The sequence below is a fragment of the Atopomonas hussainii genome (genome assembly GCF_900109735.1).
GTDB classification, from domain to species: domain Bacteria; phylum Pseudomonadota; class Gammaproteobacteria; order Pseudomonadales; family Pseudomonadaceae; genus Atopomonas; species Atopomonas hussainii.
Map to the genome: position 1 here is coordinate 252,439 of NZ_FOAS01000001.1, position 25,157 is coordinate 277,595.

25 protein-coding genes are annotated in these 25,157 nt (G+C 56.2%); 6 read left to right on the forward strand and 19 right to left on the reverse strand.

Going from position 1 to position 25,157, the window contains the following annotated elements:
- Positions 1–16 precede the first annotated feature (16 nt).
- The 16 genes from atpG to rpmH form a co-directional block, all read right to left on the reverse strand.
- Positions 17–877, reverse strand: a complete 861-nt coding sequence (atpG, locus tag BMX80_RS01190) for a F0F1 ATP synthase subunit gamma (RefSeq protein ID WP_074864267.1) — start codon at positions 875–877, stop codon at positions 17–19.
- Between the two features lie 50 nt (positions 878–927).
- Entirely contained in the window at positions 928–2,472 is a 1,545-nt protein-coding gene (atpA, locus tag BMX80_RS01195) for a F0F1 ATP synthase subunit alpha (RefSeq protein WP_071871536.1), read from the reverse strand.
- An 11-nt stretch (positions 2,473–2,483) separates the two neighbouring features.
- Positions 2,484–3,026, reverse strand: a complete 543-nt coding sequence (locus BMX80_RS01200; RefSeq protein WP_071871535.1) for a F0F1 ATP synthase subunit delta — start codon at positions 3,024–3,026, stop codon at positions 2,484–2,486.
- Between the two features lie 12 nt (positions 3,027–3,038).
- Positions 3,039–3,509 carry a F0F1 ATP synthase subunit B gene (locus BMX80_RS01205; RefSeq protein ID WP_071871534.1) on the reverse strand — a complete coding sequence of 157 codons (471 nt, stop codon included), beginning with the start codon at positions 3,507–3,509 and terminating at the stop codon, positions 3,039–3,041.
- A 51-nt stretch (positions 3,510–3,560) separates the two neighbouring features.
- On the reverse strand, positions 3,561–3,818 hold the full coding sequence (gene atpE / locus BMX80_RS01210) for a F0F1 ATP synthase subunit C (RefSeq protein WP_067035513.1): 258 nt from the start codon (positions 3,816–3,818) through the stop codon (positions 3,561–3,563).
- A 68-nt stretch (positions 3,819–3,886) separates the two neighbouring features.
- Complete coding sequence (gene atpB, locus BMX80_RS01215) at positions 3,887–4,750, reverse strand: F0F1 ATP synthase subunit A (protein ID WP_074864269.1); 864 nt, start codon at positions 4,748–4,750, stop codon at positions 3,887–3,889.
- A gap of 18 nt (positions 4,751–4,768) precedes the next feature.
- Positions 4,769–5,170 (reverse strand): F0F1 ATP synthase subunit I, encoded by a 402-nt coding sequence (locus tag BMX80_RS01220; protein WP_074864271.1) that lies wholly within the window; start codon positions 5,168–5,170, stop codon positions 4,769–4,771.
- A gap of 150 nt (positions 5,171–5,320) precedes the next feature.
- Positions 5,321–6,193 carry a ParB/RepB/Spo0J family partition protein gene (locus tag BMX80_RS01225; RefSeq protein WP_074864273.1) on the reverse strand — a complete coding sequence of 291 codons (873 nt, stop codon included), beginning with the start codon at positions 6,191–6,193 and terminating at the stop codon, positions 5,321–5,323.
- 9 nt (positions 6,194–6,202) lie between these two features.
- Positions 6,203–7,000 (reverse strand): ParA family protein, encoded by a 798-nt coding sequence (locus tag BMX80_RS01230; RefSeq protein ID WP_074864275.1) that lies wholly within the window; start codon positions 6,998–7,000, stop codon positions 6,203–6,205.
- A 12-nt stretch (positions 7,001–7,012) separates the two neighbouring features.
- Positions 7,013–7,648 (reverse strand): 16S rRNA (guanine(527)-N(7))-methyltransferase RsmG, encoded by a 636-nt coding sequence (rsmG, locus tag BMX80_RS01235; RefSeq protein ID WP_074864277.1) that lies wholly within the window; start codon positions 7,646–7,648, stop codon positions 7,013–7,015.
- Positions 7,648–9,540: a tRNA uridine-5-carboxymethylaminomethyl(34) synthesis enzyme MnmG gene (gene mnmG / locus BMX80_RS01240; protein ID WP_074864279.1), complete on the reverse strand. Its 1,893-nt coding sequence runs from the start codon at positions 9,538–9,540 to the stop codon at positions 7,648–7,650. The genes rsmG and mnmG overlap by 1 nt, the downstream gene beginning before the upstream one ends.
- A 493-nt stretch (positions 9,541–10,033) precedes the next feature.
- Positions 10,034–11,395: a tRNA uridine-5-carboxymethylaminomethyl(34) synthesis GTPase MnmE gene (gene mnmE, locus BMX80_RS01245; protein ID WP_074864280.1), complete on the reverse strand. Its 1,362-nt coding sequence runs from the start codon at positions 11,393–11,395 to the stop codon at positions 10,034–10,036.
- Between the two features lie 66 nt (positions 11,396–11,461).
- Complete coding sequence (yidC, locus tag BMX80_RS01250) at positions 11,462–13,135, reverse strand: membrane protein insertase YidC (protein WP_074864282.1); 1,674 nt, start codon at positions 13,133–13,135, stop codon at positions 11,462–11,464.
- A 3-nt stretch (positions 13,136–13,138) separates the two neighbouring features.
- Positions 13,139–13,381 (reverse strand): membrane protein insertion efficiency factor YidD, encoded by a 243-nt coding sequence (gene yidD / locus BMX80_RS01255; protein WP_071871526.1) that lies wholly within the window; start codon positions 13,379–13,381, stop codon positions 13,139–13,141.
- Positions 13,374–13,772 (reverse strand): ribonuclease P protein component, encoded by a 399-nt coding sequence (gene rnpA / locus BMX80_RS01260; protein ID WP_139213990.1) that lies wholly within the window; start codon positions 13,770–13,772, stop codon positions 13,374–13,376. The genes yidD and rnpA overlap by 8 nt, the downstream gene beginning before the upstream one ends.
- A 12-nt stretch (positions 13,773–13,784) precedes the next feature.
- On the reverse strand, positions 13,785–13,919 hold the full coding sequence (gene rpmH, locus BMX80_RS01265) for a 50S ribosomal protein L34 (RefSeq protein WP_071871525.1): 135 nt from the start codon (positions 13,917–13,919) through the stop codon (positions 13,785–13,787).
- Between the two features lie 537 nt (positions 13,920–14,456).
- Between rpmH and dnaA the strand changes: the two genes are divergently transcribed.
- From dnaA to gyrB, 4 genes are read left to right on the forward strand one after another with little or no spacing between them, the layout of a single operon-like run.
- Positions 14,457–15,923: a chromosomal replication initiator protein DnaA gene (gene dnaA / locus BMX80_RS01270; protein WP_071871524.1), complete on the forward strand. Its 1,467-nt coding sequence runs from the start codon at positions 14,457–14,459 to the stop codon at positions 15,921–15,923.
- 23 nt (positions 15,924–15,946) lie between these two features.
- Positions 15,947–17,056, forward strand: coding sequence for a DNA polymerase III subunit beta (gene dnaN / locus BMX80_RS01275; protein ID WP_071871523.1), 1,110 nt, complete (start codon positions 15,947–15,949; stop codon positions 17,054–17,056).
- Entirely contained in the window at positions 17,056–18,159 is a 1,104-nt protein-coding gene (gene recF / locus BMX80_RS01280) for a DNA replication/repair protein RecF (protein ID WP_074864285.1), read from the forward strand. Before dnaN ends, recF begins: the two co-directional genes overlap by 1 nt.
- 4 nt (positions 18,160–18,163) lie before the next feature.
- Positions 18,164–20,584, forward strand: a complete 2,421-nt coding sequence (gene gyrB / locus BMX80_RS01285) for a DNA topoisomerase (ATP-hydrolyzing) subunit B (RefSeq protein ID WP_074864287.1) — start codon at positions 18,164–18,166, stop codon at positions 20,582–20,584.
- Between the two features lie 56 nt (positions 20,585–20,640).
- Here the strand turns inward: gyrB and BMX80_RS01290 are convergent, their stop codons facing one another.
- A complete protein-coding gene (locus tag BMX80_RS01290) occupies positions 20,641–22,614 on the reverse strand; it encodes a sensor domain-containing diguanylate cyclase (RefSeq protein WP_074864289.1) in 1,974 nt (657 codons plus the stop codon).
- A gap of 180 nt (positions 22,615–22,794) precedes the next feature.
- Between BMX80_RS01290 and BMX80_RS01295 the strand changes: the two genes are divergently transcribed.
- Together BMX80_RS01295 and BMX80_RS01300 are read left to right on the forward strand one after the other, a co-directional pair.
- Complete coding sequence (locus tag BMX80_RS01295) at positions 22,795–23,244, forward strand: YHS domain-containing (seleno)protein (protein WP_074864291.1); 450 nt, start codon at positions 22,795–22,797, stop codon at positions 23,242–23,244.
- A 95-nt stretch (positions 23,245–23,339) separates the two neighbouring features.
- Positions 23,340–23,594 carry a DUF2061 domain-containing protein gene (locus BMX80_RS01300; protein ID WP_071871519.1) on the forward strand — a complete coding sequence of 85 codons (255 nt, stop codon included), beginning with the start codon at positions 23,340–23,342 and terminating at the stop codon, positions 23,592–23,594.
- Here BMX80_RS01300 and BMX80_RS01305 read toward each other — a convergent pair.
- Both BMX80_RS01305 and BMX80_RS01310 read right to left on the reverse strand, forming a co-directional pair.
- Complete coding sequence (locus BMX80_RS01305) at positions 23,576–24,016, reverse strand: abscisic acid-deficient protein Aba4 family protein (protein ID WP_074864293.1); 441 nt, start codon at positions 24,014–24,016, stop codon at positions 23,576–23,578. The genes BMX80_RS01300 and BMX80_RS01305 overlap by 19 nt on opposite strands.
- 99 nt (positions 24,017–24,115) lie before the next feature.
- Positions 24,116–25,075, reverse strand: coding sequence for an AraC family transcriptional regulator (locus BMX80_RS01310; RefSeq protein WP_074864419.1), 960 nt, complete (start codon positions 25,073–25,075; stop codon positions 24,116–24,118).
- Positions 25,076–25,157 lie beyond the last annotated feature (82 nt).

Sequence of the window (25,157 nt, forward strand, 5' to 3'; positions counted from 1 at the left end):
AGACTGAAACCTGTGCTTAAACCGCCGCAGCGCCGCCGACGATCTCGGAGATTTCCTGGGTAATCGCAGCCTGACGCGCCTTGTTGTAGACCAGCTGCAAATCGCTGATCAGGTCACCGGCGTTATCGGTTGCGTTCTTCATTGCAATCATCCGCGCGGCTTGTTCGCAGGCACTGTTCTCAACCACAGCCTGGTACACCTGAGACTCTACGTAGCGCACCATCAGACCATCCAGGATGGCTTTGGCATCGGGTTCGTAGATGTAGTCCCAGTGATGCTTGAGGCTCGTGTCCTCATCAGCTTGCAGCGGAACGAGCTGTTCCACGGTCGGCTTCTGAGTCATGGTGTTAACGAACTTGTTGCTCACTACGAACAGGCGATCAAGACGACCATCGAGGTAAGCGTCGAGCATGACCTTAACGCTACCAATCAGATCGTTGATGGAGGGCTCCTCACCGAGATGGCTGATTGCAGCCACCACGTTGCCGCCGTAATTGCGGAAGAAGGAAGCGCCCTTGCTACCCACCACGCACAGGTCGATTTCCGCGCCTTGAGTCTTCCAAGAAGACATATCGCGGACCAGCGACTTGAACAGGTTGATATTCAGACCACCGCACAGACCACGGTCGGAGCTGACCACGATGTAACCCACGCGCTTAACGGCGCGATCCACCATAAACGGGTGGCGGTACTCGGGGTTGGCATTAGCCAGGTGACCAATCACCTGACGAATACGCTCCGCATAGGGGCGGCTGGAAGCCATGCGCATTTGTGCTTTGCGCATTTTGCTCACAGCTACCTTTTCCATGGCGCTAGTGATCTTTTGCGTGCTTTTGATGCTCGCAATTTTGGTGCGAATCTCTTTTGCGCCTGCCATGTATCACCTATCGGTTTGGACAGACGGGGGCGTTACGCCCCCGCTGCGGCTTACCAGGTCTGGGTGGCCTTAAACTTCTCGATGCCTTCTTTAATGCTGGCTTCGATATCGTTGTTGTAGTCACCCGCTACGTTGATCTGAGCGATCAGATCGGCTTTTTCACGCTGGAAGTAGGCCAACAGGGCTGCTTCGAACGCGCCAATCTTTTCCAGTTCAACATCGGCCAGGAAGCCTTTTTCCGCGGCATACAGGCTGACAGCCATCAGACCGATGGACATCGGCGCATACTGCTTCTGCTTCATCAGCTCGGTAACGCGCTGACCGTGCTCCAGCTGCTTACGAGTTGCCTCGTCCAGGTCAGAAGCGAACTGGGCGAAAGCCGCCAGTTCACGGTACTGAGCCAGTGCGGTACGGATACCGCCAGACAGCTTCTTGATCACCTTGGTCTGCGCCGCGCCACCTACACGAGATACCGAGATACCGGCGTTAACGGCCGGACGGATACCCGAGTTGAACAGCGACGATTCCAGGAAGATCTGACCGTCAGTAATGGAGATCACGTTGGTCGGTACGAAGGCCGACACGTCACCGGCTTGGGTTTCAATGATCGGCAGAGCGGTCAAAGAACCGGTCTTGCCTTTCACAGCGCCCTTGGTGAACTGCTCAACGTATTCTTCCGAAACGCGCGATGCACGCTCCAGCAGACGGCTGTGGAGATAGAACACGTCACCCGGGTAGGCTTCACGGCCCGGCGGACGACGCAGCAGCAGGGAAATCTGACGATAAGCCACAGCTTGCTTAGACAGGTCATCGTACACAATCAGGGCGTCTTCACCGCGATCGCGGAAGTATTCGCCCATGGTGCAACCGGAGTACGGTGCGATGAACTGCAGCGCGGCAGATTCGGAAGCACTGGCAGCCACGATGATGGTGTTCGCCAGAGCGCCGTTTTCTTCCAGCTTGCGCACTACGTTAGCGATGGTCGATTGCTTCTGACCGATAGCTACGTAGACGCAGCGGATGCCGCTGTCTTTTTGGTTGATGATGGCGTCAACGGCCATCGCGGTTTTACCAATCTGACGGTCACCGATGATCAGCTCACGCTGGCCACGGCCGATCGGGATCATGGCGTCAACCGCCTTGTAGCCCGTCTGAACCGGCTGGTCTACCGACTTACGCCAAATTACGCCCGGCGCCACTTTTTCAACGGCGTCGCTGGCTTCAGCGTTGATCGGGCCTTTGCCGTCGATCGGATTACCCAGGGCGTCTACGACACGACCCAGCAGTTGCGGACCAACCGGTACCTCGAGGATACGGCCAGTACACTTTGCGGTCATGCCTTCGGCCAGACCCAGGTAGTTACCCAGTACTACGGCACCTACGGAGTCCTGCTCGAGGTTCATGGCCATGCCGTATAGGCCGCCTGGGAACTCGATCATTTCACCGTACATCGCATCGGCTAAGCCGTGGATGCGGACGATACCGTCGGAAACGCTGACAACAGTGCCTTCGTTACGCGCCTGGGAGGACACATCGAGTTTCTCGATGCGCTGCTTGATGATGTCACTGATCTCGGAAGGATTCAGTTGCTGCATGCTCCGCCCCTTCAAACTCTTGATTTCAACGCTTCGGCCAATTGGGCAAGCTTGCCACGTACGGAGCCGTCAATGACGAGGTCTCCGGCACGGACAACGATGCCGCCAATCAGGCTGGCATCTTCGCGGGTTTGCATACGCACTTCCCGACGGAGCCTTGCACTGAGTGCCTTAGCGAGTTGGTCTTGCTGGTCAGCGTTCAACGCGAAGGCGGAAGTCACCTCGACGTCAACGCTCTGTTCCTGTTCAGCCTTGTACTGCTCAAACAGCACGGCAATCTCTGGCAACAGCTCCAGACGCTTGTTTTCCGCCAGCACGCTTACAAAGTTGCGTGCTGCCTGGTCGAGCTCCTCGCCGCATACGTCCATCAGGGCTTGGCCCTTTTGTTCGTTAGTCAGCTGCGGGGCCTTTAAACAAGCCTGCATAGTGTTGTCAGCGGTTACCGCCGCAGCCAAACCCAACATGCCAGACCATTGGGTCAGCTGTTGGGCGGCGACTGCGTGCTGAAAAGCCGCTTTCGCGTAAGGGCGCGCCAGGGTGGTCAATTCTGCCATGGTCGCCTCCGCTTAGAGTTCGGCTGCCAGTTTGTTGACCAGCTCCGCATGTGCATTTTGATCGACGGAAGCGCCGAGGACCTTCTCCGCACCAGCGACAACCAGGCCACCCAATTGGGCGCGCAGGGCGTCTTTGATTTGGTTCAGTTCCTGCTCGATTTCCGCTTTGGCCTGAGCCTTCAGGCGGTCGCCTTCGGCACGGGCCTGATCGCGCGATTCCTCGACGATCTGGTTAGCGGTTTTCTTCGCTTGCTCGACGATCTCGGCTGCCTGAGCCTTAGCATCGCGCAGTTGAGCGGCCACTTTTTCTTGGGCCAGCTCAAGGTCACGCGATGCACGGTTGGCAGCGTCCAAGCCGTCAGCGATCTTCTTTTGGCGCTCCTGCAAAGCCTGGATGACCGGAGGCCATACATACTTCATGCAGAACAGCACGAATACAAAGAAAGCTACGGATTGGCCGATCAGAGTTGCATTGATATTCACGCCAACACCTCGCTTATTCGTTGTTCAGTTAAACCAATCGCACTCGGCGAATTAGCCAGCTACCTGAGCAACGAAGGGGTTTGCGAAGGTGAAGAACAGGGCGATACCAACACCGATCATGGTTACGGCGTCAAGCAGACCTGCGACGATGAACATCTTAACCTGCAGCATTGGCACCATTTCCGGTTGACGCGCAGCGCCTTCCAGGAACTTGCCACCCAGCAGACCAAAGCCAATCGCGGTGCCCAGAGCACCCAGACCAATCAGCAGAGCTACAGCAACAGCGGTCAGACCTACTACAGTTTCCATTTTTCCTCCCGACACTACGTCGTGTGATTAAGGGTTGTGGTGAGTTGTGGTTAAGGGTTAAAGCAAAATCAGTGGTTATCTTCGTGCGCCATCGACAGATAAACGATGGTCAGCATCATGAAGATGAACGCTTGCAGCACGATAACTAGGATGTGGAACACAGCCCAAGCCCAGTGCAGCGCCACGCCGAACAGACCCAGTACCCAACCGGCACTGAAGACCACGGCGATCAGAATGAAAATCAGCTCGCCAGCGTAGAGGTTACCGAACAGACGCAGTGCCAAAGAGATTGGCTTGGCGATCAGGGTGACGAATTCCAACAGGAAGTTCACCGGGATCAACAGCGCCTGGACCAGCTTGTTGCTGGAACCGAACGGATGCAGGGTCAGTTCACCCAAGAAGCCGCCGATACCTTTGACCTTGATGCTGTAGAAGATGATCAAGGCGAACACGCTGAAGGCTAAGCCCAAGGTGGCGTTCGGGTCAGTGGTGGGTACAACACGGAAGAACAGGTGGTCGTCGCCAGCAATCTTGGCGGCAGCCATCGGCAGCCAGTCCACCGGAATCAAGTCCATCAGGTTCATCAGGAAAACCCAGACGAAGATGGTCAATGCCAGCGGAGCAATTAAGGCGTTACGGCCGTGGAAGGTGTCTTTGACGCTACCGTCAACGAACTCGACCATGACTTCAACGAAGTTCTGCAAGCCGCTCGGCTGACCCGAAGTGGCTTTCTTGGCCGCAGCGCGGAACAAGAAGATGAAAATCAGACCCAGAACGACCGACCAGCCTAGGGTATCCACGTGGAATGCCCAGAAGCCCATTTCCTTGGCTTCTTGCGCGGTGTGCGCAAAGCTCCAACCGTTAACCGGATGGTTGCCATAGGTCAGGTTCTGCAAGTGATGCTGGATATAATCCGATGCGCTGCCTGCCATGAGTTTGCCTCGAAGGTTTTAAGTTTTTTTAAGTTTCAGTAGCAGGGGTGCGAACCAGCTGGTCGCTTGCGTCAGCAGCATGGCGACGAAAAACGCCGGCGCATGCAATGGTTTCACCCCTACAAAAATCACTGCCATCAAGAAGGCGCTAAACACCAACTTACCGGCTTCGCCCGCATAGAAGCCGCGGACAATCTCGCGTGCTGCTCGCGCACCTTGATGACGAAAGGCTTTACGCGCTAAGTACAGCGTCGGCACAGCGACCACCAAGCCGCCTAACAAAGCCGATTTGCCTGCTGTGACGCCCCAAACCAAGGTAACGAGCAACGCCAACAGCACAGCAACCGCGAACTGAGCTACCAGGACAGGAAACACTGGCAGTCGGTACAAGGGCAGAACGGCAGGTGTTCTTGCAGTCATTCTTTCCCCACGCTCAATGCTTTGAGCCACAACTTAAAAAACAGGCATGAAAAATGCCGCAAAAAAGCGCGCAAAGTATAGGGAGCTTTGCCGGCGGCATCAACCGCAAAGGCCTTGCAATCCATACTTGGCGCACCAAATCTGGTCATCTTAGCGGATGTGCGCCAAAACGCCCTGCAATTCATCCAAGCTTGAGTAGCGAATCACCAGCTGACCCTTGCCTTTGCTGCCGTGCTTGATTTGCACACCCGCGCCAAGCTTTTCGGCAAGGCGTTGCTCCAAACGCTGAATGTCTGGATCTTGAGCGGTTGCCGCCGGTTTGCTGGGTTTGTCTTTGAGCAAGCCACGCACTAAGGCTTCGGTCTGGCGCACGTTGAGCGCTTCGGCAACAACCCGACGAGCGGCATCCACTTGTTGGTCTTCTGGCAAGCCAAGCAGGGCGCGGGCATGGCCCATCTCTAAGTCGCCATGACTGAGCAGAGTTTTGATTTCATCCGGCAGGGCAATCAGACGTAACAAATTAGCCACGGTGGCGCGCGACTTACCGACGGCATCGGCCACTTGCTGCTGGGTGAGCTCAAACTCTTGCTGCAAACGCTGCAGCGCGATGGCTTCTTCGATGGGGTTTAAGTCTTCGCGCTGGATGTTTTCGATCAGCGCCATAGCAATCGCGGCTTCGTCAGGCACTTCACGCACCACGGCCGGAATGCTGTCTTTGCCGGCTTGCTGACTGGCGCGCCAACGGCGTTCACCGGCGATGATCTCGTAACGGCCACCAGCAATCGGACGCACCACAATCGGCTGCATCACGCCTTGCGCGCGAATCGACGCGGCGAGTTCTTCCAGCGCTTGTGGGTCCATATCGCGACGCGGCTGATATTGGCCACGCTGGACTAAATCCAACGGCAGCTCACGCAGTAAGCTTTTGTCGGTGTTTTGAACGTCTTGTTCAATCTGGCTGACGGCTGCGCCGCCGAGCAAGGCATCCAGGCCGCGGCCTAGGCCACGTTTTTTGCTGGCCATTGTCAGTCCTTAGAGTGCTGGAGCGGGGATGGCTTTGTTGGCCACTTCTTGGCGGCGATTGATCTCGCCTGCCAAGGCCAAATAGGCAATCGCCCCTTTAGATTGCTTGTCGTAACTGAGTACCGGCATGCCAAACGAAGGCGCTTCAGCCAAACGCACGTTACGCGGAATCACTGTGTGGTACAGCTGATTAGGGAAATGCTGCACCAGCTGCGCCGAGACATCGTTGGTCAGGCTATTGCGCGGGTCGTACATGGTACGCAGCACGCCTTCGATCTTCAGGCTGGGGTTGAGCACTTGGCCTATACGCTTGATGGTGTTGACCAACGCCGACAGGCCTTCCAGCGCGTAGTACTCACACTGCATGGGGATCACCACGCCATCGGCGGCGACCAAGGCATTGACGGTGAGCATGTTGAGCGATGGCGGACAATCGATGAGGATGAAGTCAAACTTGTCGCGCGCCGCCGATAGGGCATAGCGCAGGCGACTTTCTTTCATCTTCATTTCCAGCAGCTGCACTTCAGCGGCGGTTAGGTCGCCATTGGCGGGCAACACCTGATAACCGCCGTTTTCCGAGGTTTGCAGGGCATCGGTCAGCTCGCATTCATCCATCAGCACGTCATACACCGAGCGCTGTAAGGTGTGTTTATCCACACCGCTGCCCATGCTGGCGTTGCCCTGCGGATCAAGATCAATCAGCAACACTTTGCGCTTGGTGGCTACCAGCGAAGCCGCGAGGTTAATGCAGGTGGTGGTTTTCCCCACACCGCCTTTCTGGTTGGCAATCGCCAATACCTTACCCATGTCAGCTCCCCCTCAATCCTTGCGCTGCAATATCAACAGGTGACGCTGACCTTCGCAACCCGGCACCGACAGGGTGTGTGACGTCAGCAGCTGAAAATCTGCCGGCAACTCTGCCAGTTCATCCTGTGGATAAAGCCCTTTCATGGCCAGCCAGCGGGTTTGATTATTACCCAAGTGGCGTGTCCAGTGGGTGAAGTCGTGTAACGAACTGAACGCCCGTGAGACGATGCCATCCAGCGCAGGCAGTTCGACTTGCTCTACGCGGCTATGCAGCACAGTGACATTGCTTAGGCCCAGTTCCATTTTCACCTGCTGGAGAAAGCGGGTCTTTTTGCCGTTGCTATCGACCAAGGTGAACTGCCGTTCGGGGTAGACAATCGCCAGCACAATGCCGGGCATGCCGCCGCCACTGCCGATATCGGCCCAGCGCTGCCCCTCGATAAACGGCAGCACGCTGAGGCTATCAAGCAAGTGGCGCTCGATCATTTCCTGCGGGTCGCGCACGGCGGTGAGGTTGTAGGCCTTATTCCACTTCACCAACAGCGCGTGATAGGCGAGCAACTGCTCGATCACCGCCTCGCTAAAGCTCAGGTTAAGCGCTTGTGCACCGCGCACTAAGGCGGCGCGATGAGGGTTATCCACAGCCATCAAGCGCTTTGCTCCAACGGCTTGGCAGCCGAGCGTTTTTTCAGGTGAATCAGCAATAACGACACTGCAGCCGGTGTTACCCCAGGAATACGCGAGGCTTGGCCCAAGGTTTGCGGCCGCGCCTGGCTGAGCTTGGCTTGGATTTCTTTCGACAAGCCGGAAATGGCGCTGTAGTCCAGATTGGCCGGCAAGCTTACCGACTCGCTGCGGCGCAGGCGGTCGATCTCTTCCTGCTGGCGGTCGATATAACCGGCGTACTTGGTTTGAATCTCTACCTGCTCGGCGACTTGCGCATCCACCACCGGGCTGTTGGTCAGCTCGGCTAGGCTGGCGTAGTCGATTTCCGGGCGGCGCAGCAAATCTTGCAGGTTGTATTCGTGACTCAGCGGGGTGCCGTACCGCTGGCTGATGGCTTCACCCACCGGCGTATTAGGCTGCACCCATGAGGTTTTCAGGCGCTGTTGCTCTTGCTCGATAGCTTCGCGTTTGGCGCAGAAGGCCGCCCAGTGAGCATCGTCGATTAAACCCAGCTGACGACCTTGTTCGGTGAGGCGCAGGTCGGCGTTGTCCTCGCGCAGAATCAGGCGGTATTCGGCGCGCGAGGTGAACATACGGTAGGGCTCTTGAGTGCCCATGCTGATCAGGTCGTCGACCAAGACGCCGATGTAGGCTTCGTCGCGGCGCGGAGTCCACGCGTCTAGCTCTTGCGCACGGCGGGCGGCGTTGATGCCGGCCAGCAAGCCTTGCGCACCGGCTTCTTCGTAACCTGTGGTGCCGTTGATCTGCCCGGCGAAGAACAGGCCGCCGATCACTTTGGTTTCTAGGCTGTGCTTCAAGTCGCGAGGGTCGAAGAAGTCGTATTCGATGGCGTAGCCGGGGCGCACGATATGCGCGTTTTCCATGCCGCGAATCGAGCGCACGATCTCCAACTGCACATCGAACGGTAACGAGGTGGAAATCCCGTTGGGGTACAGCTCGTGGGTGGTCAGGCCTTCCGGCTCTAAGAACACCTGATGCTGATCTTTATCGGCAAAGCGGTGAATCTTGTCTTCAATCGACGGGCAATAACGCGGGCCTACGCCTTCGATGACACCGGAGTACATCGGCGAGCGATCGAGGTTATTGCGAATAATCTCGTGAGTGCGCGCGTTGGTGTGGGTAATCCAGCAACTGACTTGTGCCGGATGATCGGCCAACGAGCCACGGAACGACATCACCGGCGTCGGCGTATCGCCCGGCTGCTCGGTCATCACCGAGAAATCCACACTACGGCCATCGATACGCGGTGGTGTGCCGGTTTTTAAGCGGCCAACGCGCAGCGGTAATTCACGTAAACGCTTGGCTAAAGCAATCGACGGCGGATCACCGGCGCGACCACCTGAGTAATTCTGCAGGCCAATGTGGATAAGTCCGCCAAGGAAGGTGCCGGTGGTCAGTACCACGTTGTCGGCCAAGAAGCGCAGACCCATTTGCGTCACGACGCCGCGCACTTGTTCGTTCTCGACGATCAAGTCATCAGCAGCCTGCTGGAAGATCCACAGGTTCTGCTGGTTTTCTAAGGTTTCGCGAATCGCCGCCTTGTACAGCACGCGATCGGCTTGCGCTCGGGTAGCGCGTACCGCTGGGCCTTTGCGGCTGTTGAGCACGCGGAACTGAATGCCGCCTTTGTCGGTAGCCATGGCCATGGCGCCGCCCAAAGCATCGATTTCTTTCACCAGATGGCTTTTGCCGATACCACCGATAGCGGGGTTGCAGCTCATTTGCCCAAGGGTTTCTACATTGTGGGTGAGCAGCAGGGTTTTAACGCCCATGCGTGCTGCGGCTAACGCAGCCTCAGTGCCAGCATGGCCACCACCGATCACGATCACGTCAAAACGACTGGGAAAATCCACCGCACACCTCTGCCTTGGGCAGGTTAAAGAGAGCCGCACAGTATACAGGCAAGGTTTCTTAAGTCAGAAGCGCTTCTGGCCAAAAAATGACCAATGCCAGTCTGCGTGCTTCCCCGCGCTGTGGATGAGGCACGATTAAAAATAAAAAAATGAATATATATTTTTTCTTATTTTTATTTTTCATTAATAGCTAAGCAGTTTTCTGTGGATAACCCGCTAAGAGCCTTGATTTTACTGATCTAGAGGCACCTACTAAGTCTGTGTATGAGCAGGGCAAATCCTTGGTGTAGCCTGTACAAAGCTTGGGGATGAAAGTGCCAGTTACCCACAGGGTCAGTTTTCCACGGCTTTATCGAGCACTTATGGGCAGGGCTTAGGGGCGGTTTTCCACAGAGCTTAAGTCGCCGTGTGGATAGCGCGTTGGCGTAGTTTTCGCCCACGGCAAAGCTGCCCACCCGGCTAAACGGGTAGGCACTCTATGCGTACGTGGGACTTACTTACCGATGCAGAAGCTGGAGAAGATACGCCCGAGAAGGTCGTCGGGGGTGAACTGCCCGGTGATTTCACCTAAGGCGTGCTGCGCTAAGCGCAAGTCTTCGGCAAGCAACTCACCAGCACCGCTGCCGAGTAGTTGGGCACGGCCGTTGTCCAGATAGGCCTGCGCTTGTTTAAGCGCTTGCAGGTGCCGGCTACGTGCGCTGAAGCCGCTCTCGGCAGTTTGCTGATAGCCCATGCAGGCTTTGAGGTGTTCGCGCAGCAAGTCCAAGCCTTGATCTTGCTTGGCCGATAAGCCCAGTAACAAGCCGTGTTCGGTTTCGGTTTGGCTGGGTTGTTCGCCGAGCAAATCGATCTTGTTGCGGATCAGCGTGACCTTGCTGGCGTCGGGCGCCTGGTCGAGAAACTCCGGCCACAAGGCCCATGGATCGGCTGCTTGCGGGTCGCTGGCATCGACCATCAAGAGGATACGGTCGGCTTCGTGAATGGCTTTCAGCGCCCGTTCGACGCCGATTTTTTCCACCGCATCGTCGGTGCTGCGCAGGCCAGCGGTATCAATCACATGCAGGGGCATGCCATCGATGTGGATATGTTCGCGGAGGATGTCACGCGTGGTGCCCGCAATGTCGGTGACGATGGCGCTTTCGCGGCCCGCTAAGGCATTCAGCAGACTGGATTTACCAGCATTCGGGCGCCCGGCAATCACCACGTTCATGCCATCGCGCAACAAGGCGCCTTGGCCGGCTTCGCGCTGCACGGCGAGCAGTTTGTTGCCCACGTCATCGAGCTTGCTGAGCACATGGCCATCGGCCAAGAAGTCGATTTCTTCTTCGGGAAAGTCGATGGCCGCTTCTACGTACATACGCAGTTCGATCAGCGCTTCGCTCAGTTCGTTGACGCGTACCGAGAACGCGCCTTGCAGGGAGCGCAGGGCATTTTGCGCGGCTTGTACGGAACTGGCTTCGATCAGGTCGGCAATTGCTTCGGCTTGAGCTAGGTCGAGCTTATCGTTGAGAAAGGCCCGTTCGCTGAACTCACCGGGCTTGGCCAGGCGCGCGCCGGCATTCACACAGGCGTCGAGCAGTAGGTTAAGCACCACGGGGCCGCCGTGGCCTTGTAGCTCCAGCACATCTTCGCCGGTAAACGAGTGCGGGCCGGCGAAGAACAAGCTAAGCCCTTCATCGAGCACACCCTGTGGGCCATGAAAGGCGCCGTAATGGGCCATGCGTGGCTTTAACTCCGTTCGGCACAGCTGCGCGGCAATCTGTTTTACCGCAGGGCCAGACACGCGCACGATGCCAACGCCTCCGCGACCGGGGGCGGTGGCAATAGCGGCGATGGTATCGGTGCTGATGTGCATAACTTTTCTCGTCTGAGTGAAACGCAAAACGCCCCACGAGGGGGCGTTTGCAAGGGCCGCGAGCGCTTAGGCTTTATTCGCGGCAGCCGCTTCGATCTGGCGGGTAATGTACCACTGCTGAGCGATGGACAAGACGTTGTTGACCACCCAGTACAGCACCAGACCAGCCGGGAACCACAGGAAGAAGAAGGTGAAGATAATCGGCAGCATCTTCATCACTTTGGCCTGCATGGGGTCCGGCGGGGTGGGGTTGAGCGTCTGCTGAATGAACATGCTCGCGCCCATGATGATCGGCAGCACGAAGTACGGGTCCATCACCGCCAAGTCGTGAATCCAGAACATCCACGGCGCTTGGCGCATCTCGACGCTTTCCAGCAGCACCCAGTACAGGGCGAGGAAGACTGGCATCTGCACCAGAATCGGCAAGCAGCCGCCCAGCGGATTGATCTTCTCTTTCTTGTACATCTCCATCATGGCTTGCGACATCTTCTGCCGATCGTCGCCGTACTGCTCGCGCAGTGACTGCATCTTCGGCGCTAAGGTGCGCATCTTGGCCATGGAGCGGTAACTGGCGGCGGATAGCGGGAAGAACGCCAGCTTGATCAGGATGGTCAACACGATGATCGACCAGCCCCAGTTGCCTAGCAGGCTGTGGATATGTTCCAGCAGCCAGAAAATCGGCTGGGCCAACCACCAGAGGAAACCGTAATCGACAGTCAGCTCAAGACCCGGTGACAGGGCTTCCAAGGTGCTTTGGATTTTCGGGCCGGCGTAGAGCTTCAGCGCTACAGTTTCATGGCTGCCCGGAGCAACGCTTAAGGTCTGCCCGGTGAAGCCAATGATGTAGTTGCCTTTGCTGTCCTTACGGCTCTGCACAATGTGCTGGCCTTCGGCGCTCGGTACCCATGCGGTGACAAAGTAGTGCTGCAGCCAAGCGACCCAGCCACCTTGTACATCAACGCGCAGGTTGTTTTTGTCCATGTCGGACATGCTCAACTTGCTGTACGGCTCATCCGGCGTCCACAGCGCAGCACCAAGGAAAGTGGCCATGCCAGTTGCGGTGCTGGACGATGGGTCGGCGCTGTTATCGCGCTTGATCTGCGCGAACAGATTGCCGTTCCAAGCGCTATCGCTCTGGTTGTCGATCAGGTATTCGACATCCACCTGATAGCTGCCGCGTACAAAGCTGAAACGCTTGGTGTAGTTAACGCCATCGGCGCTGAACTTCAGATCAACCACCAGCTTGTCTTCGCCATCGGCCAGGCGGTATTCGCTGGCAGAAGCGCTGTACAGTGGGCGACTAACGCTAGAGGCATCGGGGCCATTCACGCCGATCAGGCCGCTCTGTGCTTCGTACACACGCTCTTGGCCGTTATCGAACAAGGTGAACGGAACGTCTTTGTTCTTCAGGCTGCGCGGGTACTGCGGCAGGTTCAGATGCACCACATCGCCGCCCACTGGGTTGATCGCCAGTTGCAGGGTGTCGGTGTTCACCGTGATTAGCGCAGTGCTGGCTTTGCTGGTTTCCACCGGAGTTTCGGTGCTGCTGGCAACCACCGGCACATCATCATTGCTGGCGGTGGCTGTGCTGGGCACGTCCGTCGGCAAACTGTTGAGGGGTTGAGCGTTCGACGCAGCTGGCGGCAATTGCGCCTGGCCGTAGTCTTCGTTCCAAGCCAGAACCAAGAAGTACGACACCACCGCTAAAGCGACAATCAGGACGGAGCGTTGGATATCCATGAGCTATTCGGCCATCGAAGAAGGGCGGGAAGGATGTTCAGGCACCGGATCATACCCTCCGGGATGCCAAGGGTGACAGCGCGACAAACGGCGCACTGTTAGCCAGCCGCCACGCGCAAGACCGTGCCGTTCGATGGCTTCTTGAGCGTAACAGGAGCAGCTGGGATAAAAGCGACAGTGGCTGGCCATCATAGGACTGATGGCATAGCGGTATACGCGGATCAGGCCGAGGGCCAGACTACGCATTGCGGCGAGCGGGACTGTCTTTGGCAGCAGGCAGATGAGTGGCGAGGCGGGAAAAGCGCTTCCACAACTTGGCGAAATGCGCGTGCAGCTCACTGTTATCACTATCGGCCATGCCCTTACGCGCTAAAACCACGATGTCCCAACCACCGATCACATCTTGATGGCGGCGAAAACTATCGCGGATAACCCGTTTCAGGCGGTTACGCTCAACAGCTAGACGCACACTCTTTTTAGCTATCACAAAGCCAATGCGAGGGTGGTCTAGCTGATTCGCGCGAGCAAGCAATAAAACCTGCTTGCCAGGAACCTTGCCGGTGGTGCCATCAAAGACTGCTTTGAATTGCCGCGGCGTAAGCAGGCGCTTATCGCGGCTGAAGCTTTGATCGGCCACCAGCGGGTTCAATTAGACGGTCAGACGCTTACGGCCTTTGGCGCGACGGCGAGCAATAACCTGACGGCCGTTTTTGGTGGCCATACGAGCACGGAAACCGTGTACGCGCTTACGCTTCAGGACGCTGGGTTGAAAAGTACGCTTCATGGTGATGTACCTGGGTGAATAAGTTATGGCGAGCCTGCCAACTGCAGACCCCCCTCCAAAGGACCGGCAATTCTAAGGAAAGGTCTTGCCAAGGTCAATTTGCTTGAGTGCTTTTCGTCGTCTGAGGGCCAAGCTAATTAAAAATAAAAGAATGAATTTTTAAAAAGATAGTGTTTGTTAAAGCTTATAAGTGCGGCTCGATCTGTGGATAACCCTGCAAGAGGCATGACTAGCAAGGCTTACAGCGCTCTGTAAGTCTGTGCGTAAGCTGTCGTGGTCTTGTCGCTAAGCTGCTGATCAGCAGTGGATAGAATGGCGGTTTTTCCACAGCGGGTTTATCCACCTCGCTGCACACAGGCTTATAGGCAGGGTTTTTCAGCAGTTTTCCACAATGCTTAGGGCGCTCATTGTGTATCGTTGGTCACCTTTAAGTGGCTGATTGTCAAGCCAATTATTTGCCTTATTGGGTGTGGATAAGTGGTCTAAGGCAGGGCTAAAATGGCTCTTTTAGCTGACCCCCACCAGCAAGGAGACGGCGTGTCCGTAGAGCTTTGGCAGCAGTGTGTTGATCACCTGCGTGATGAGTTGCCCAGCCAGCAGTTCAATACTTGGATACGCCCGTTGCAGGTTGAAGGCGACGTCGATGAGTTGCGGGTGTTTGCCCCCAATCGCTTTGTGCTCGACTGGGTGAATGAAAAGTACCTGTCGCGCATTTTAGAATTGATGGGTGAGATGGCTGTGGAGTCTGTGCCGGCCTTGTCACTGCTAATCGGCAGCAAGCGTGCGGCTAAGCCGCAAGTGGCTCGCGCTGTCGCCACACCATCTGCTGCTATTAATGAAGCCCCCCGCACCCAAGCGCCGGCTGCGGTGAGCAACCCGGCTTTACTACAAGAGGTTGCCTCGGGCTCTGCTGAAGAGGTGCTGCGCGAAGCACCAACTAGCTCAAGCAGTGCCCCTCGCGCTGCCGAGCCAGTGGTTAAGCACACCAGCTATCTAAACCGTGGTTTTACCTTCGAGAACTTTGTTGAGGGTAAATCTAACCAGCTCGCCCGCGCGGCGGCGTGGCAGGTTGCCGATAATCCCAAGCATGGTTACAACCCACTGTTTTTGTACGGCGGCGTAGGTTTGGGTAAAACCCACTTGATGCACGCGGTGGGTAACCACTTATTAAAGAAGAACCCCAACGCGAAGATCGTCTACCTGCATTCCGAACGCTTTGTCGCTGACATGGTGAAAGCGCTGCAGATGAACCAGATCAACGAGTTCAAGCGCTACTACCGCTCGGTGGACGCCCTGCTGATCGACGATATTCAATTTTTCGCCCGTAAAGAGCGCTCGCAGGAAGAGTTCTTCCATACCTTTAACGCGCTGCTTGAAGGTGGTCAGCAGGTGATTTTGACCAGCGACCGTTACCCGAAAGAAATCGACGGCCTGGAAGAACGCTTAAAGTCGCGCTTCGGTTGGGGCCTGACGGTAGCCGTCGAGCCGCCGGAGTTAGAAACTCGCGTCGCCATCTTGATGAAAAAAGCCGAGCAGGCGCGCATCGACTTGCCGCCGGATGCTGCGTTCTTTATTGCTCAGCGTATTCGCTCCAACGTGCGTGAGTTGGAAGGCGCGCTCAAGCGGGTGATAGCCCACGCGCACTTTATGGGCCGTGAGATCACCATTGAGCTGATCCGCGAATCATTAAAAGACTTATTGGCCCTGCAAGATAAACTGGTCAGCATTGATAACATCCAGCGCACGGTGGCCGAGTACTACAAGATTAAAGTGGCGGATCTGCTCTCCAAGCGGCGCACCCGTTCGGTAGCGCGGCCACGCCAGGTGGCGATGGCGTTGTCAAAAGAGCTAACCAACCACAGCTTGCCGGAAATTGGTGATGCCTTTGGCGGGCGCGATCACACCACGGTGTTGCATGCTTGTCGCAAAATTGCTGAATTACGCGAAAGCGATGCAGACATCCGCGAAGACTACAAAAATCTGTTGCGTACACTGACCACCTGATAGCAGCTACAGAGGGACGAAACATGCATTTCACTATCAATCGAGAAGCTTTGTTAAAACCGCTGCAGCTGGTAGCCGGTGTGGTTGAGCGTCGGCAAACCCTGCCAGTGCTGTCTAACGTGCTGCTGGTGGTGGAAGGCCAACAGCTGTCGTTGACCGGTACCGACCTTGAAGTCGAACTGGTAGGCCGCGTTGAATTGGAAGAGCCCGCCGAAGCCGGTGAGATCACCGTACCAGCGCGCAAGCTGATGGATATCTGCAAAAGCTTGCCCAGCGACGTGATGATCGACGTGCGTCTGGACGAGCAAAAGCTGCTGGTCAAAGCCGGTCGCAGCCGCTTTACCTTGTCTACCTTGCCAGCCAATGACTTCCCTACCGTAGAAGAAGGCCCAGGCTCTCTGAACTTCTCAGTACCGCAAGCCAAGCTCAAACGCCTGATTGACCGCACCAGCTTCGCCATGGCGCAGCAAGATGTGCGTTATTACCTAAACGGTATGTTGCTGGAAGTGGCGCAAGGCAAGCTGCGCGCCGTAGCCACCGACGGTCACCGCTTGGCCATGTGCACGCTGGATGCCGGTATTGATTACCAAGACAAACACCAAGTGATTGTGCCGCGTAAAGGTATTTTGGAATTAGCCCGTTTGATGAGCGAGCCGGATACTGATGTGCGCATTGTGCTCGGCAGCAACCATATTCGCGCGACCACCGGCAGTGGTGACTTCACTTTCACCTCAAAGCTGGTGGACGGCAAGTTCCCCGATTACGAGCGCGTTCTGCCGCGTGGTGGCGACAAGCTGGTGGTTGGTGAGCGTAACTCGTTGAAAGAAGCCTTTAGCCGTACCGCGATTCTGTCCAATGAAAAGTACCGTGGTATTCGCTTAGGCCTGTCGGAAGCGTTGCTGAAAATTCAGGCTAACAACCCTGAGCAGGAAGAAGCCGAAGAAGAAGTCGCCGTTGATTACGCCGGTGGCTCGTTAGAGATCGGCTTTAACGTCAGCTACCTATTGGATGTGCTGGGTGTGATGGGCAGCGAAACCGTGCGCATGACCTTGAGCGATTCCAACAGCAGCGCCCTGCTGCAAGAAGGCGACAGCGACGACTGTCACTACGTTGTTATGCCTATGCGCCTGTAATGGCTCTAACGCGTTTGAGTGTCAGTGGGGTGCGCAACTTGCACCCCGTGAACCTCACCCCCTCCCCTCGAATCAATCTTCTCTTTGGTGCGAATGGCAGTGGCAAAACCAGCCTGCTAGAAGCTATCCATCTGCTGGGCCTGGCCCGCTCCTTTCGCAGCACACGCTTAACCCCCGTCATTCAATACGAGCAAGCGCATTGCCAGCTGTTTGGTGAAGTGCTGTTTGCCGATGGCCTGCGCTCGCAGTTAGGCGTGCAGCGTGATCGCCAAGGTGAATTTGTTATTCGCCAAGACGGGAAAAATCTACGCAGCGCGGCTGCACTGGCCGAGTGTTTGCCGCTACAACTGATTAACCCCGATAGTTTTCGTTTGCTGGAAGGCTCGCCGAAAGTGCGTCGGCAATTTTTGGATTGGGGTGTGTTCCACGTGGAACATCAGTTTCTTCCTACCTGGCAGCGCCTGCAGACTGCCCTACGGCAGCGAAACTCGTGGCTACGGCATGGTAGAATGGACGCCGCTTTGCAAGCCGCGTGGGACCGCGAATTGGTCACCGCCAGCGAGCAAATCGACCGCCTACGTCAAGCCTATTTGCAGCAGTTAAAGCCAGCCTTTGAGCAGGTGCTGGCTGAGCTGATTGACCTGTCTGGGCTGACGTTAAGTTACTCGCGAGGCTGGGATAAAGAGCGCGATCTGGCCGAGGTCTTACAGGCTGGCTTAGAGCGCGATCGTCAGTTGGGTTATACCCAAGCGGGTCCGCAGCGTGCTGATTTGCGTTTGCGCATTGGCAGTCATAATGCGGCCGATGTGTTGTCGCGGGGGCAGCAGAAGTTAGTAGTCTGTGCGTTGCGTATCGCCCAAGGGCATTTGTTGCAGGCGGTTAAACGGGGGCGTTGTGTGTATTTGGTCGATGACCTGCCCTCGGAGTTAGATGAACAGCATCGGCGTGCGTTGTGCCGCTTGCTGGAAGCGCTCGATTGCCAAGTGTTTATTACCGGCGTTGAGGCTGCACAAATAGAAAGTTTCTGGCGTGAGGACACGCCGCTTGCCATGTTCCACGTGGAACATGGACGAATAACACAGACCTTAGCCCATCAGGAGTGAAGGCATGAGCGAAGAAAAATCGTACGACAGTTCCAGTATTAAAGTGCTGAAAGGCCTGGATGCCGTACGCAAACGTCCGGGCATGTACATCGGTGACACCGATGATGGGACAGGTCTGCACCACATGGTGTTTGAAGTCGTCGATAACTCAATCGACGAAGCATTGGCAGGTTTCTGTTCGGAAATCTTGGTTAGCATCCACCCCGATGAATCCATCAGCGTGCGTGACAACGGCCGTGGTATTCCGGTGGATATCCATAAAGAAGAAGGCGTTTCCGCAGCCGAAGTGATCATGACCGTGCTGCACGCCGGCGGTAAGTTCGACGACAACACCTATAAGGTGTCCGGTGGCTTGCACGGCGTAGGTGTGTCGGTGGTGAACGCGCTGTCGGAAGAATTGCAGCTGACCATTCGCCGCGCCGGCCAAGTGTGGGAGCAAACCTACCACCACGGCGTGCCGCAAGCGCCGCTCGCACCGGTGGGCGAAACCGAAGGTTCGGGCACCGAGATTCACTTCAAGCCCTCGCCGGCCACGTTCAACAATATCCATTTCAGCTGGGATATTCTCGCCAAGCGTCTGCGCGAACTGTCGTTCCTCAACTCCGGTGTGTGCATCGTGCTGAAGGACGAGCGCAGCGGTAAGCAGGAAACCTTCCACTACGACGGTGGTCTTAAGGCATTTGTTGAGTACCTGAACACCAACAAAACCACGGTGAACAACATCTTCCACTTCACCTGTCAGCGTGAGGAAGATGGCGTTGGCGTTGAAGTGGCCATGCAGTGGAATGACAGCTTTAACGAGAACATCCTCTGCTTCACCAACAACATTCCGCAGCGTGACGGTGGTACTCACTTAGCGGGCTTCCGCTCTGCCCTCACCCGCAACCTGAACACCTACATCGAGCAGGAAGGCCTGCTGAAGAAGATGAAGGTCAACACCACTGGCGACGACGCCCGTGAAGGTTTGACGGCGATCATCTCGGTGAAAGTGCCAGACCCAAAATTCAGCTCGCAGACCAAAGACAAGCTGGTTTCCTCAGAAGTAAAAACCGCCGTCGAACAGGAAATGGGCAAATACTTCGCCGATTATCTGCTGGAAAGCCCCAACGAAGCCAAGCTGGTGGTCGGCAAAATGATCGACGCCGCGCGTGCTCGTGAAGCGGCGCGTAAAGCCCGTGAAATGACCCGCCGTAAAGGCGCGCTGGATATCGCCGGTCTGCCGGGCAAGTTGGCCGACTGCCAAGAGAAAGACCCAGCGCTGTCTGAACTCTACATAGTGGAGGGTGACTCTGCGGGTGGCTCGGCCAAACAAGGCCGTAACCGCAAGACCCAAGCGATTCTTCCGCTTAAAGGTAAGATCCTTAACGTCGAGAAAGCACGCTTCGACAAGATGTTGTCTTCGCAGGAAGTCGGCACCCTGATCACCGCCCTCGGCTGCGGCATTGGTCGTGAAGAGTTCAACATCGACAAACTGCGCTACCACAACATCATCATCATGACCGATGCTGACGTCGACGGTTCGCACATCCGTACCTTGCTGCTGACCTTCTTCTTCCGCCAGATGCCCGAGCTGATCGAGAAAGGCTACATCTATATCGCGCAGCCGCCGCTGTACAAAGTGAAGAAAGGCAAGCAAGAGCAGTACATCAAAGACGACGAAGCCATGGACGAATACATGACTCAGTCGGCTTTGGAAGATGCCAGCCTGCACGTTAACGAAAGCGCCCCGGGCCTGTCGGGCGAAGCGCTGGAAGCCTTGGTCAACCAATACCGTGGCGTGATGAAAACTCTTAAGCGTCTGGCGCGGTTGTACCCGCAAGAGCTGACAGAGCACTTCATCTACCTGCCGCGCGTGGGTGTTGAGCAGCTGGCTGATCAAGCGGTGATGCAAGCTTGGTTAGAAGGCCTGCAAGCGCGTTTAAGCGCTGCGGAAAGCTCAGGCTTCACCTATACCGCCAGCCTGCACGAAGACAAAGAGCGTCACCTGTGGCTGCCAGTGATCGAAACCGTGGCCCACGGCTTGTCGAACTACATCACCTTCAACCGTGATTTCTTCGCCAGCAATGACTACAAGAGCATCGCCAACTTGGGCGAAGCACTGAATGGTCTGCTGGAAGACGGCGCTTACATTCAGCGTGGCGAGCGCACTAAGCCGGTAACGCGCTTCAAAGAAGGCCTCGAATGGCTGATGACCGAAAGCACTAAGCGCCACAGCATTCAGCGCTATAAGGGCCTGGGCGAGATGAACCCAGACCAGTTGTGGGAAACCACCATGGACCCGAACGTGCGCCGTATGCTTAAGGTCACCATTGAAGATGCGATCGCCGCCGACCAAATCTTCAACACCCTGATGGGTGATGCAGTAGAGCCGCGTCGTGACTTTATTGAGAGCAATGCTCTAGCGGTGACTAACTTGGACGTTTAACGGCCAAGTTAGCAGTAATGTAAAAACCCCGGCTTGCCGGGGTTTTTTATGGACGCTTAGTTAACGCTGTAATGCTCGAGTTGTTCTGCTGCGCGTTGGACGATGAGATGGGCTTGGTTACGGCCTGCATTCTTGGCTTGATAGAGGGCTTGGTCAGCCAGTTTGTAGAGGTGGTCGAGCTGGAGCGGCTCGTGGCCGCTGGGTAAACAGACCATGCCGATGGAGGCGGTTAGCGGGCCTTCGAAGTGGCTGATTTCTTCATGCAGTTCAATGCTGCGAATGCTGTCGAGCATTTGTGTGGCGAGTTCTTGGATAAGTTCGACATTCGGCTCTACCAAGGTGGTGTAAACAGCGAATTCTTCGCCGCCGATGCGGTAGGCGCTATCCCCTGCTCGGCGCATTTGTCCGTGTAAGCTCGCGCCCAATTTTCGGATAACACAGTCGCCACTGCTGTGGCCGTAGCGGTCGTTGATTTGCTTGAAGTGGTCGACATCGAGTAAGGCAAACACCGCCCAGATTTGCCGATTGTTATGGCGGGCTAAGCGGGCCAGTTCGAGCGGCAGTTTTTGTTGAAAGTGCCGGCGGTTAAATAACCCAGAAAGCTCATCGGTGATGGCGAGTCGAGCAAGCCGCTCGTTAACCGAGGTGAGCTCAGCCGTGCGTACGGTCACCAGCCGTTCTAATTCTTCGTGAGAATCCACCACGGCGTCTTGGGCTTTTAACAGGGCTTGCGCGGTGCCTTGTAGATGGCGTGCAAGCAGACCAAATTCGTCGTCACGCTTGAGCATGTCGGACTCCTGCAAGGCGCGGAAATCTCCGTGATCAACGGCGCGGCTAACGCGGGTGAAGTGCTGCAACGGCTGCAGCACATAACGGGTGATGAGGTGCCAGAGCACGGCAAACTCGCTCAGTAGGCCGAGTAAGGCGATGGCAAAAATAACGCTGGCGGCGAGCAGGGCTTTATCTTGCAGTAAGTGTTTGGGGTAAATGTTGGCCAGATACCAGTCAGGCCCCTGCAAGTGGGTAAAGGCCACATAGGCATCGGCGATCTCTACTACGCCACTGGATTGGCCTTGTTTGATGACTTTAAGTACTAGGTTTCTTATTTGAGGCTGGTCGTTGCCTAAGACCAAAGCGCCACCGGCCGCGAGGATTTGCTCTTGTAGCGCCCCGTAGGCAATCAGCTCGCCACGGCTGTTGAAGGCGAGGTTCTCGGTGCCCTGTTGTGCTTTCTTGAGGGTGCGATTGATAAAGTCATCGAGCAGGATGTCTTGCCCTAATGTCGCGATGTGTTCGCCGGCGCGGTAAACCGGCTTTAGGCAGCTGACCATCCACATTTTCGCGGTGCTATCGAAATACACCTCACTCCACACCAACTGACGGCTGGGGTTATTGCGCGCGTCGGCTAGGGCGACAAAGACTTCATCGGGGAAGTAGGTATCGCTGGGCACCTGATGCATATACGGCACGCCGACAAACTCGCCGACGAGGAAGTTTTCTGGCGTGGAGAGGTAGTAATTGATGTATTGCTCGGTGGCGATCAGCGCGCTGCCGTACCAATCCAACAGGCCGACCATAACAGCGGTGCGGTGGCGATATTCATCAGTGAGCTGCACGTCGTGCCCGATAAAGGCGGTGAAACCCTCGTGATAAAGCCCGTCGGCGGCGACCTTGCCGTCGTACCACGGCTGCTTAGTGCGCCATGTCTTATCAGGCCACTGCTCAAAATACTGATCAAACTGGGCTACACCCTGTTTGATCGGCACTTTGTTTAATTGCTCCAGCAGAACTTTTTCGATCGCTTGGTGATAGAGCTCGGTTTGGTTAAAGGGGGCGGAGTCTAGTTTGCCGCGTTCAATAATGTACTGCTGTAGCTGGGCTCGGGTTTCGCCTTCCAGCAGGCTGATGGCATGGTAATAACTGACCAACGCGAGCACTAAGGCAACCACAAGACTGCGTAAAGCGCCGCGCCACATGATGTGGCGGCGGATGGAGTGTTTGGTACTGGAGTTGGATTCGGCTGTGTTCATGCAGTCTCAACGCTAGCGGACAACGCTGAGCTGCAGCCAAATGGGCCGCGCACAGCCATCACTAGCCTGAGCATAGCTGGCAAAGAGCTATGGCGTGCTAAGCGCTGTGTAACATCGTGCGGGTGTGTGCATCTATTGCTGGTCGCCGGTGTTGCCGGCAAGCAGCCAAAGAGGATCAGCATGCGCACCCTATTAGCCGGCCTATGCGCCTTAATGATGAGTTTTCCACTGTGGGCCGCTACGGCGCCGGTGTATTCCCACGATGGCAAAACCGCGTTGAAGGGCTTTGATGTGGTGGCTTATTACAGCCTGCCCGCCGGGGCCAATGCGCTAAAAGGTAAGCCGGATATCGAGTATCAGTGGCAAGGGCTGACTTGGTATTTCGCCAATGCGGCTAATCGGCAAGCCTTTGTGGCAAATCCTGCGGCTTATGCCCCGCAGTATGGGGGGTATTGTGCGTTTGCCGTGGCCCATGGTTTTACTACCTCGCCACGGGTGAACAGCTGGAAAGTGGTCGACGGTAAGCTGTACCTCAACAACAATCCCAGCTCATTTAAGCTGTGGGAAAAAGACCAAAGCAACAAGATTGCCCAAGCCAACCAGAATTGGCCGGCGGTTTTGCATAAGTGAGAAAGGCTATCGACTGTATAGTTGATAATCATTTTTAACTATACGTTTGCCGCGTGACACTGAAGGCCTATTCCACAGTAGACCCGAGGTGCAGCATGCAAAAGACAGCCAGTTTCGCCGTTGTGCATTTTTCCGTGGCGTTTGGTATGGCCTACGCATTGTCGGGCAGTGCTTGGGTAGGCGGTGCGATTGCCGTGCTTGAGCCTGCGGTGAACACAGTGGCGTTCTATTTTCACGAGAAGTTTTGGCTACGCCGCCAGCAGCGCATTGCTTCAGCAGAGGCGCTGAAACAGCAACCGTTGCCGGCGTACGACCATAACTGTATGGCCGGTTACTGTATGCCGGCGTGAAGTTGGCTGAGGCCGAGAAACAGTAGCAGCCCCAGTGGGCCGAACAGCATGGCCAGCACATAGCAGGGCAGCAGCCAAACATGGCCCATGCCCTGCGCTACCCCTTGTTGGTGGATATACAGCCCGGCCAGCAGGTCAAAGGCGAGAATATGCACCCAAGCGGCCAACACGGCTTTGGGATTACGAAATAATGCCAGCACGCCCTTAAGGGTAAAGAAGCCGGGTTTACCACTGCCCGGTTCTGCGCGGCTGGTGAGCGCTTGTTGCAAGCTCACCGCATACAACACGCAGAGCAGCACAATGGCGACGCCGAGGACAAACAGCGGTCCGCTGGCCCACATCGGCAATGCCATCAAAATCAGCCAGCCGGCACCTGCGGTGAGGCTAGCGAGCTGAAATAAGCGTGGTTGCGATAACGTCATGATCTGCCCCTCAAAAGCCTCTGTTGTGCCTGATTTTAGTCGCCTGCGGGCGAATTATTTCGGCGCTGAATAAGGCTCTAGAAGCGAAGCTTGACGGCTTTAGCTATCACTCACACCGCGCCGACTGCGGCGGTATTCGACAGGGGTTTGCCCCGTCCAACGGCGAAACGCACGGTAAAAGGTGCTCGGCTCGGAAAACCCGGTGAGGTAGACAATCTGGTCGATGGACTCATCCGTACCGGCCAATAAGCGTTTCGCCAAGCGGCAACGATAGTCGCCCAAAATCTGATTGAAGCTGCTGTTGGCACTGGCTAAACGCGAGCGCAATAAACGCGAACGTAACCCCAGTTGTTCGGCGACTTGCTCAAGGCTCAGCTCGCCGCTTTCTAAGTGCTCGGCAATCACTTTGCGCACCGCGTAGATCAGGTCTTGGCGTTCCAGCTCGGCGACCCGTTCGCTGGCCACTTGCTCGTGTAAGGCGAGCAGTTCAGGTTCGGCGTGCGGGCTGGGGGTGTCTAGCCAGTGCGCAGGAAAATGCAGGCTATTTTCTTCGCGGCCGAGCAATACCGGGCAGCCATAGAGCGCTTGGTATTGCTCGGCGTTGGCACCGTGTTTAAACGAGAAATGCAGGGCCAGTGGCGCAAAGCTATCGGCAGTGAGCTTGCGGAAAAACTCAATCACGCCAAAGGCGAGTAATTCGATGAACGGTCGTTGGCTGTCGGCCGGTAGATTGAGGCTAAGAATGGCGACCTCGCCGTCGCGGCGAAGTTGGCCTTGTAAGGCATCACTAAGCAGGCGTTCGTAGTTCATGGCGCGGCGCAAACCTTCACCAAAGGTGGGGCTGCTCAAGAATAAATATTCCAGCACTTGGCCGTGGTAGGCCGGTAAATGCCGCGCCAAGGTGAGGCCGATATCCGGGTCATCGGTGAGTTCTTGCAGCACTTGCCAGAACTGCTGTTGCGCGGCGTGCGGGGTGCGTAAGCGCTTGTCTTCCAGATCGGCTAGACGCAGGCCACAACGTTGAATCAGGGTGGGCACATCAATGCCAGCACGGGTCATGGCCTGCAAAATCAGACGAAGTAACACACCAGAATCCGTCAGCACGGCTTAAACTCTTCTCGTAACAAAGTGCCCATCCTAC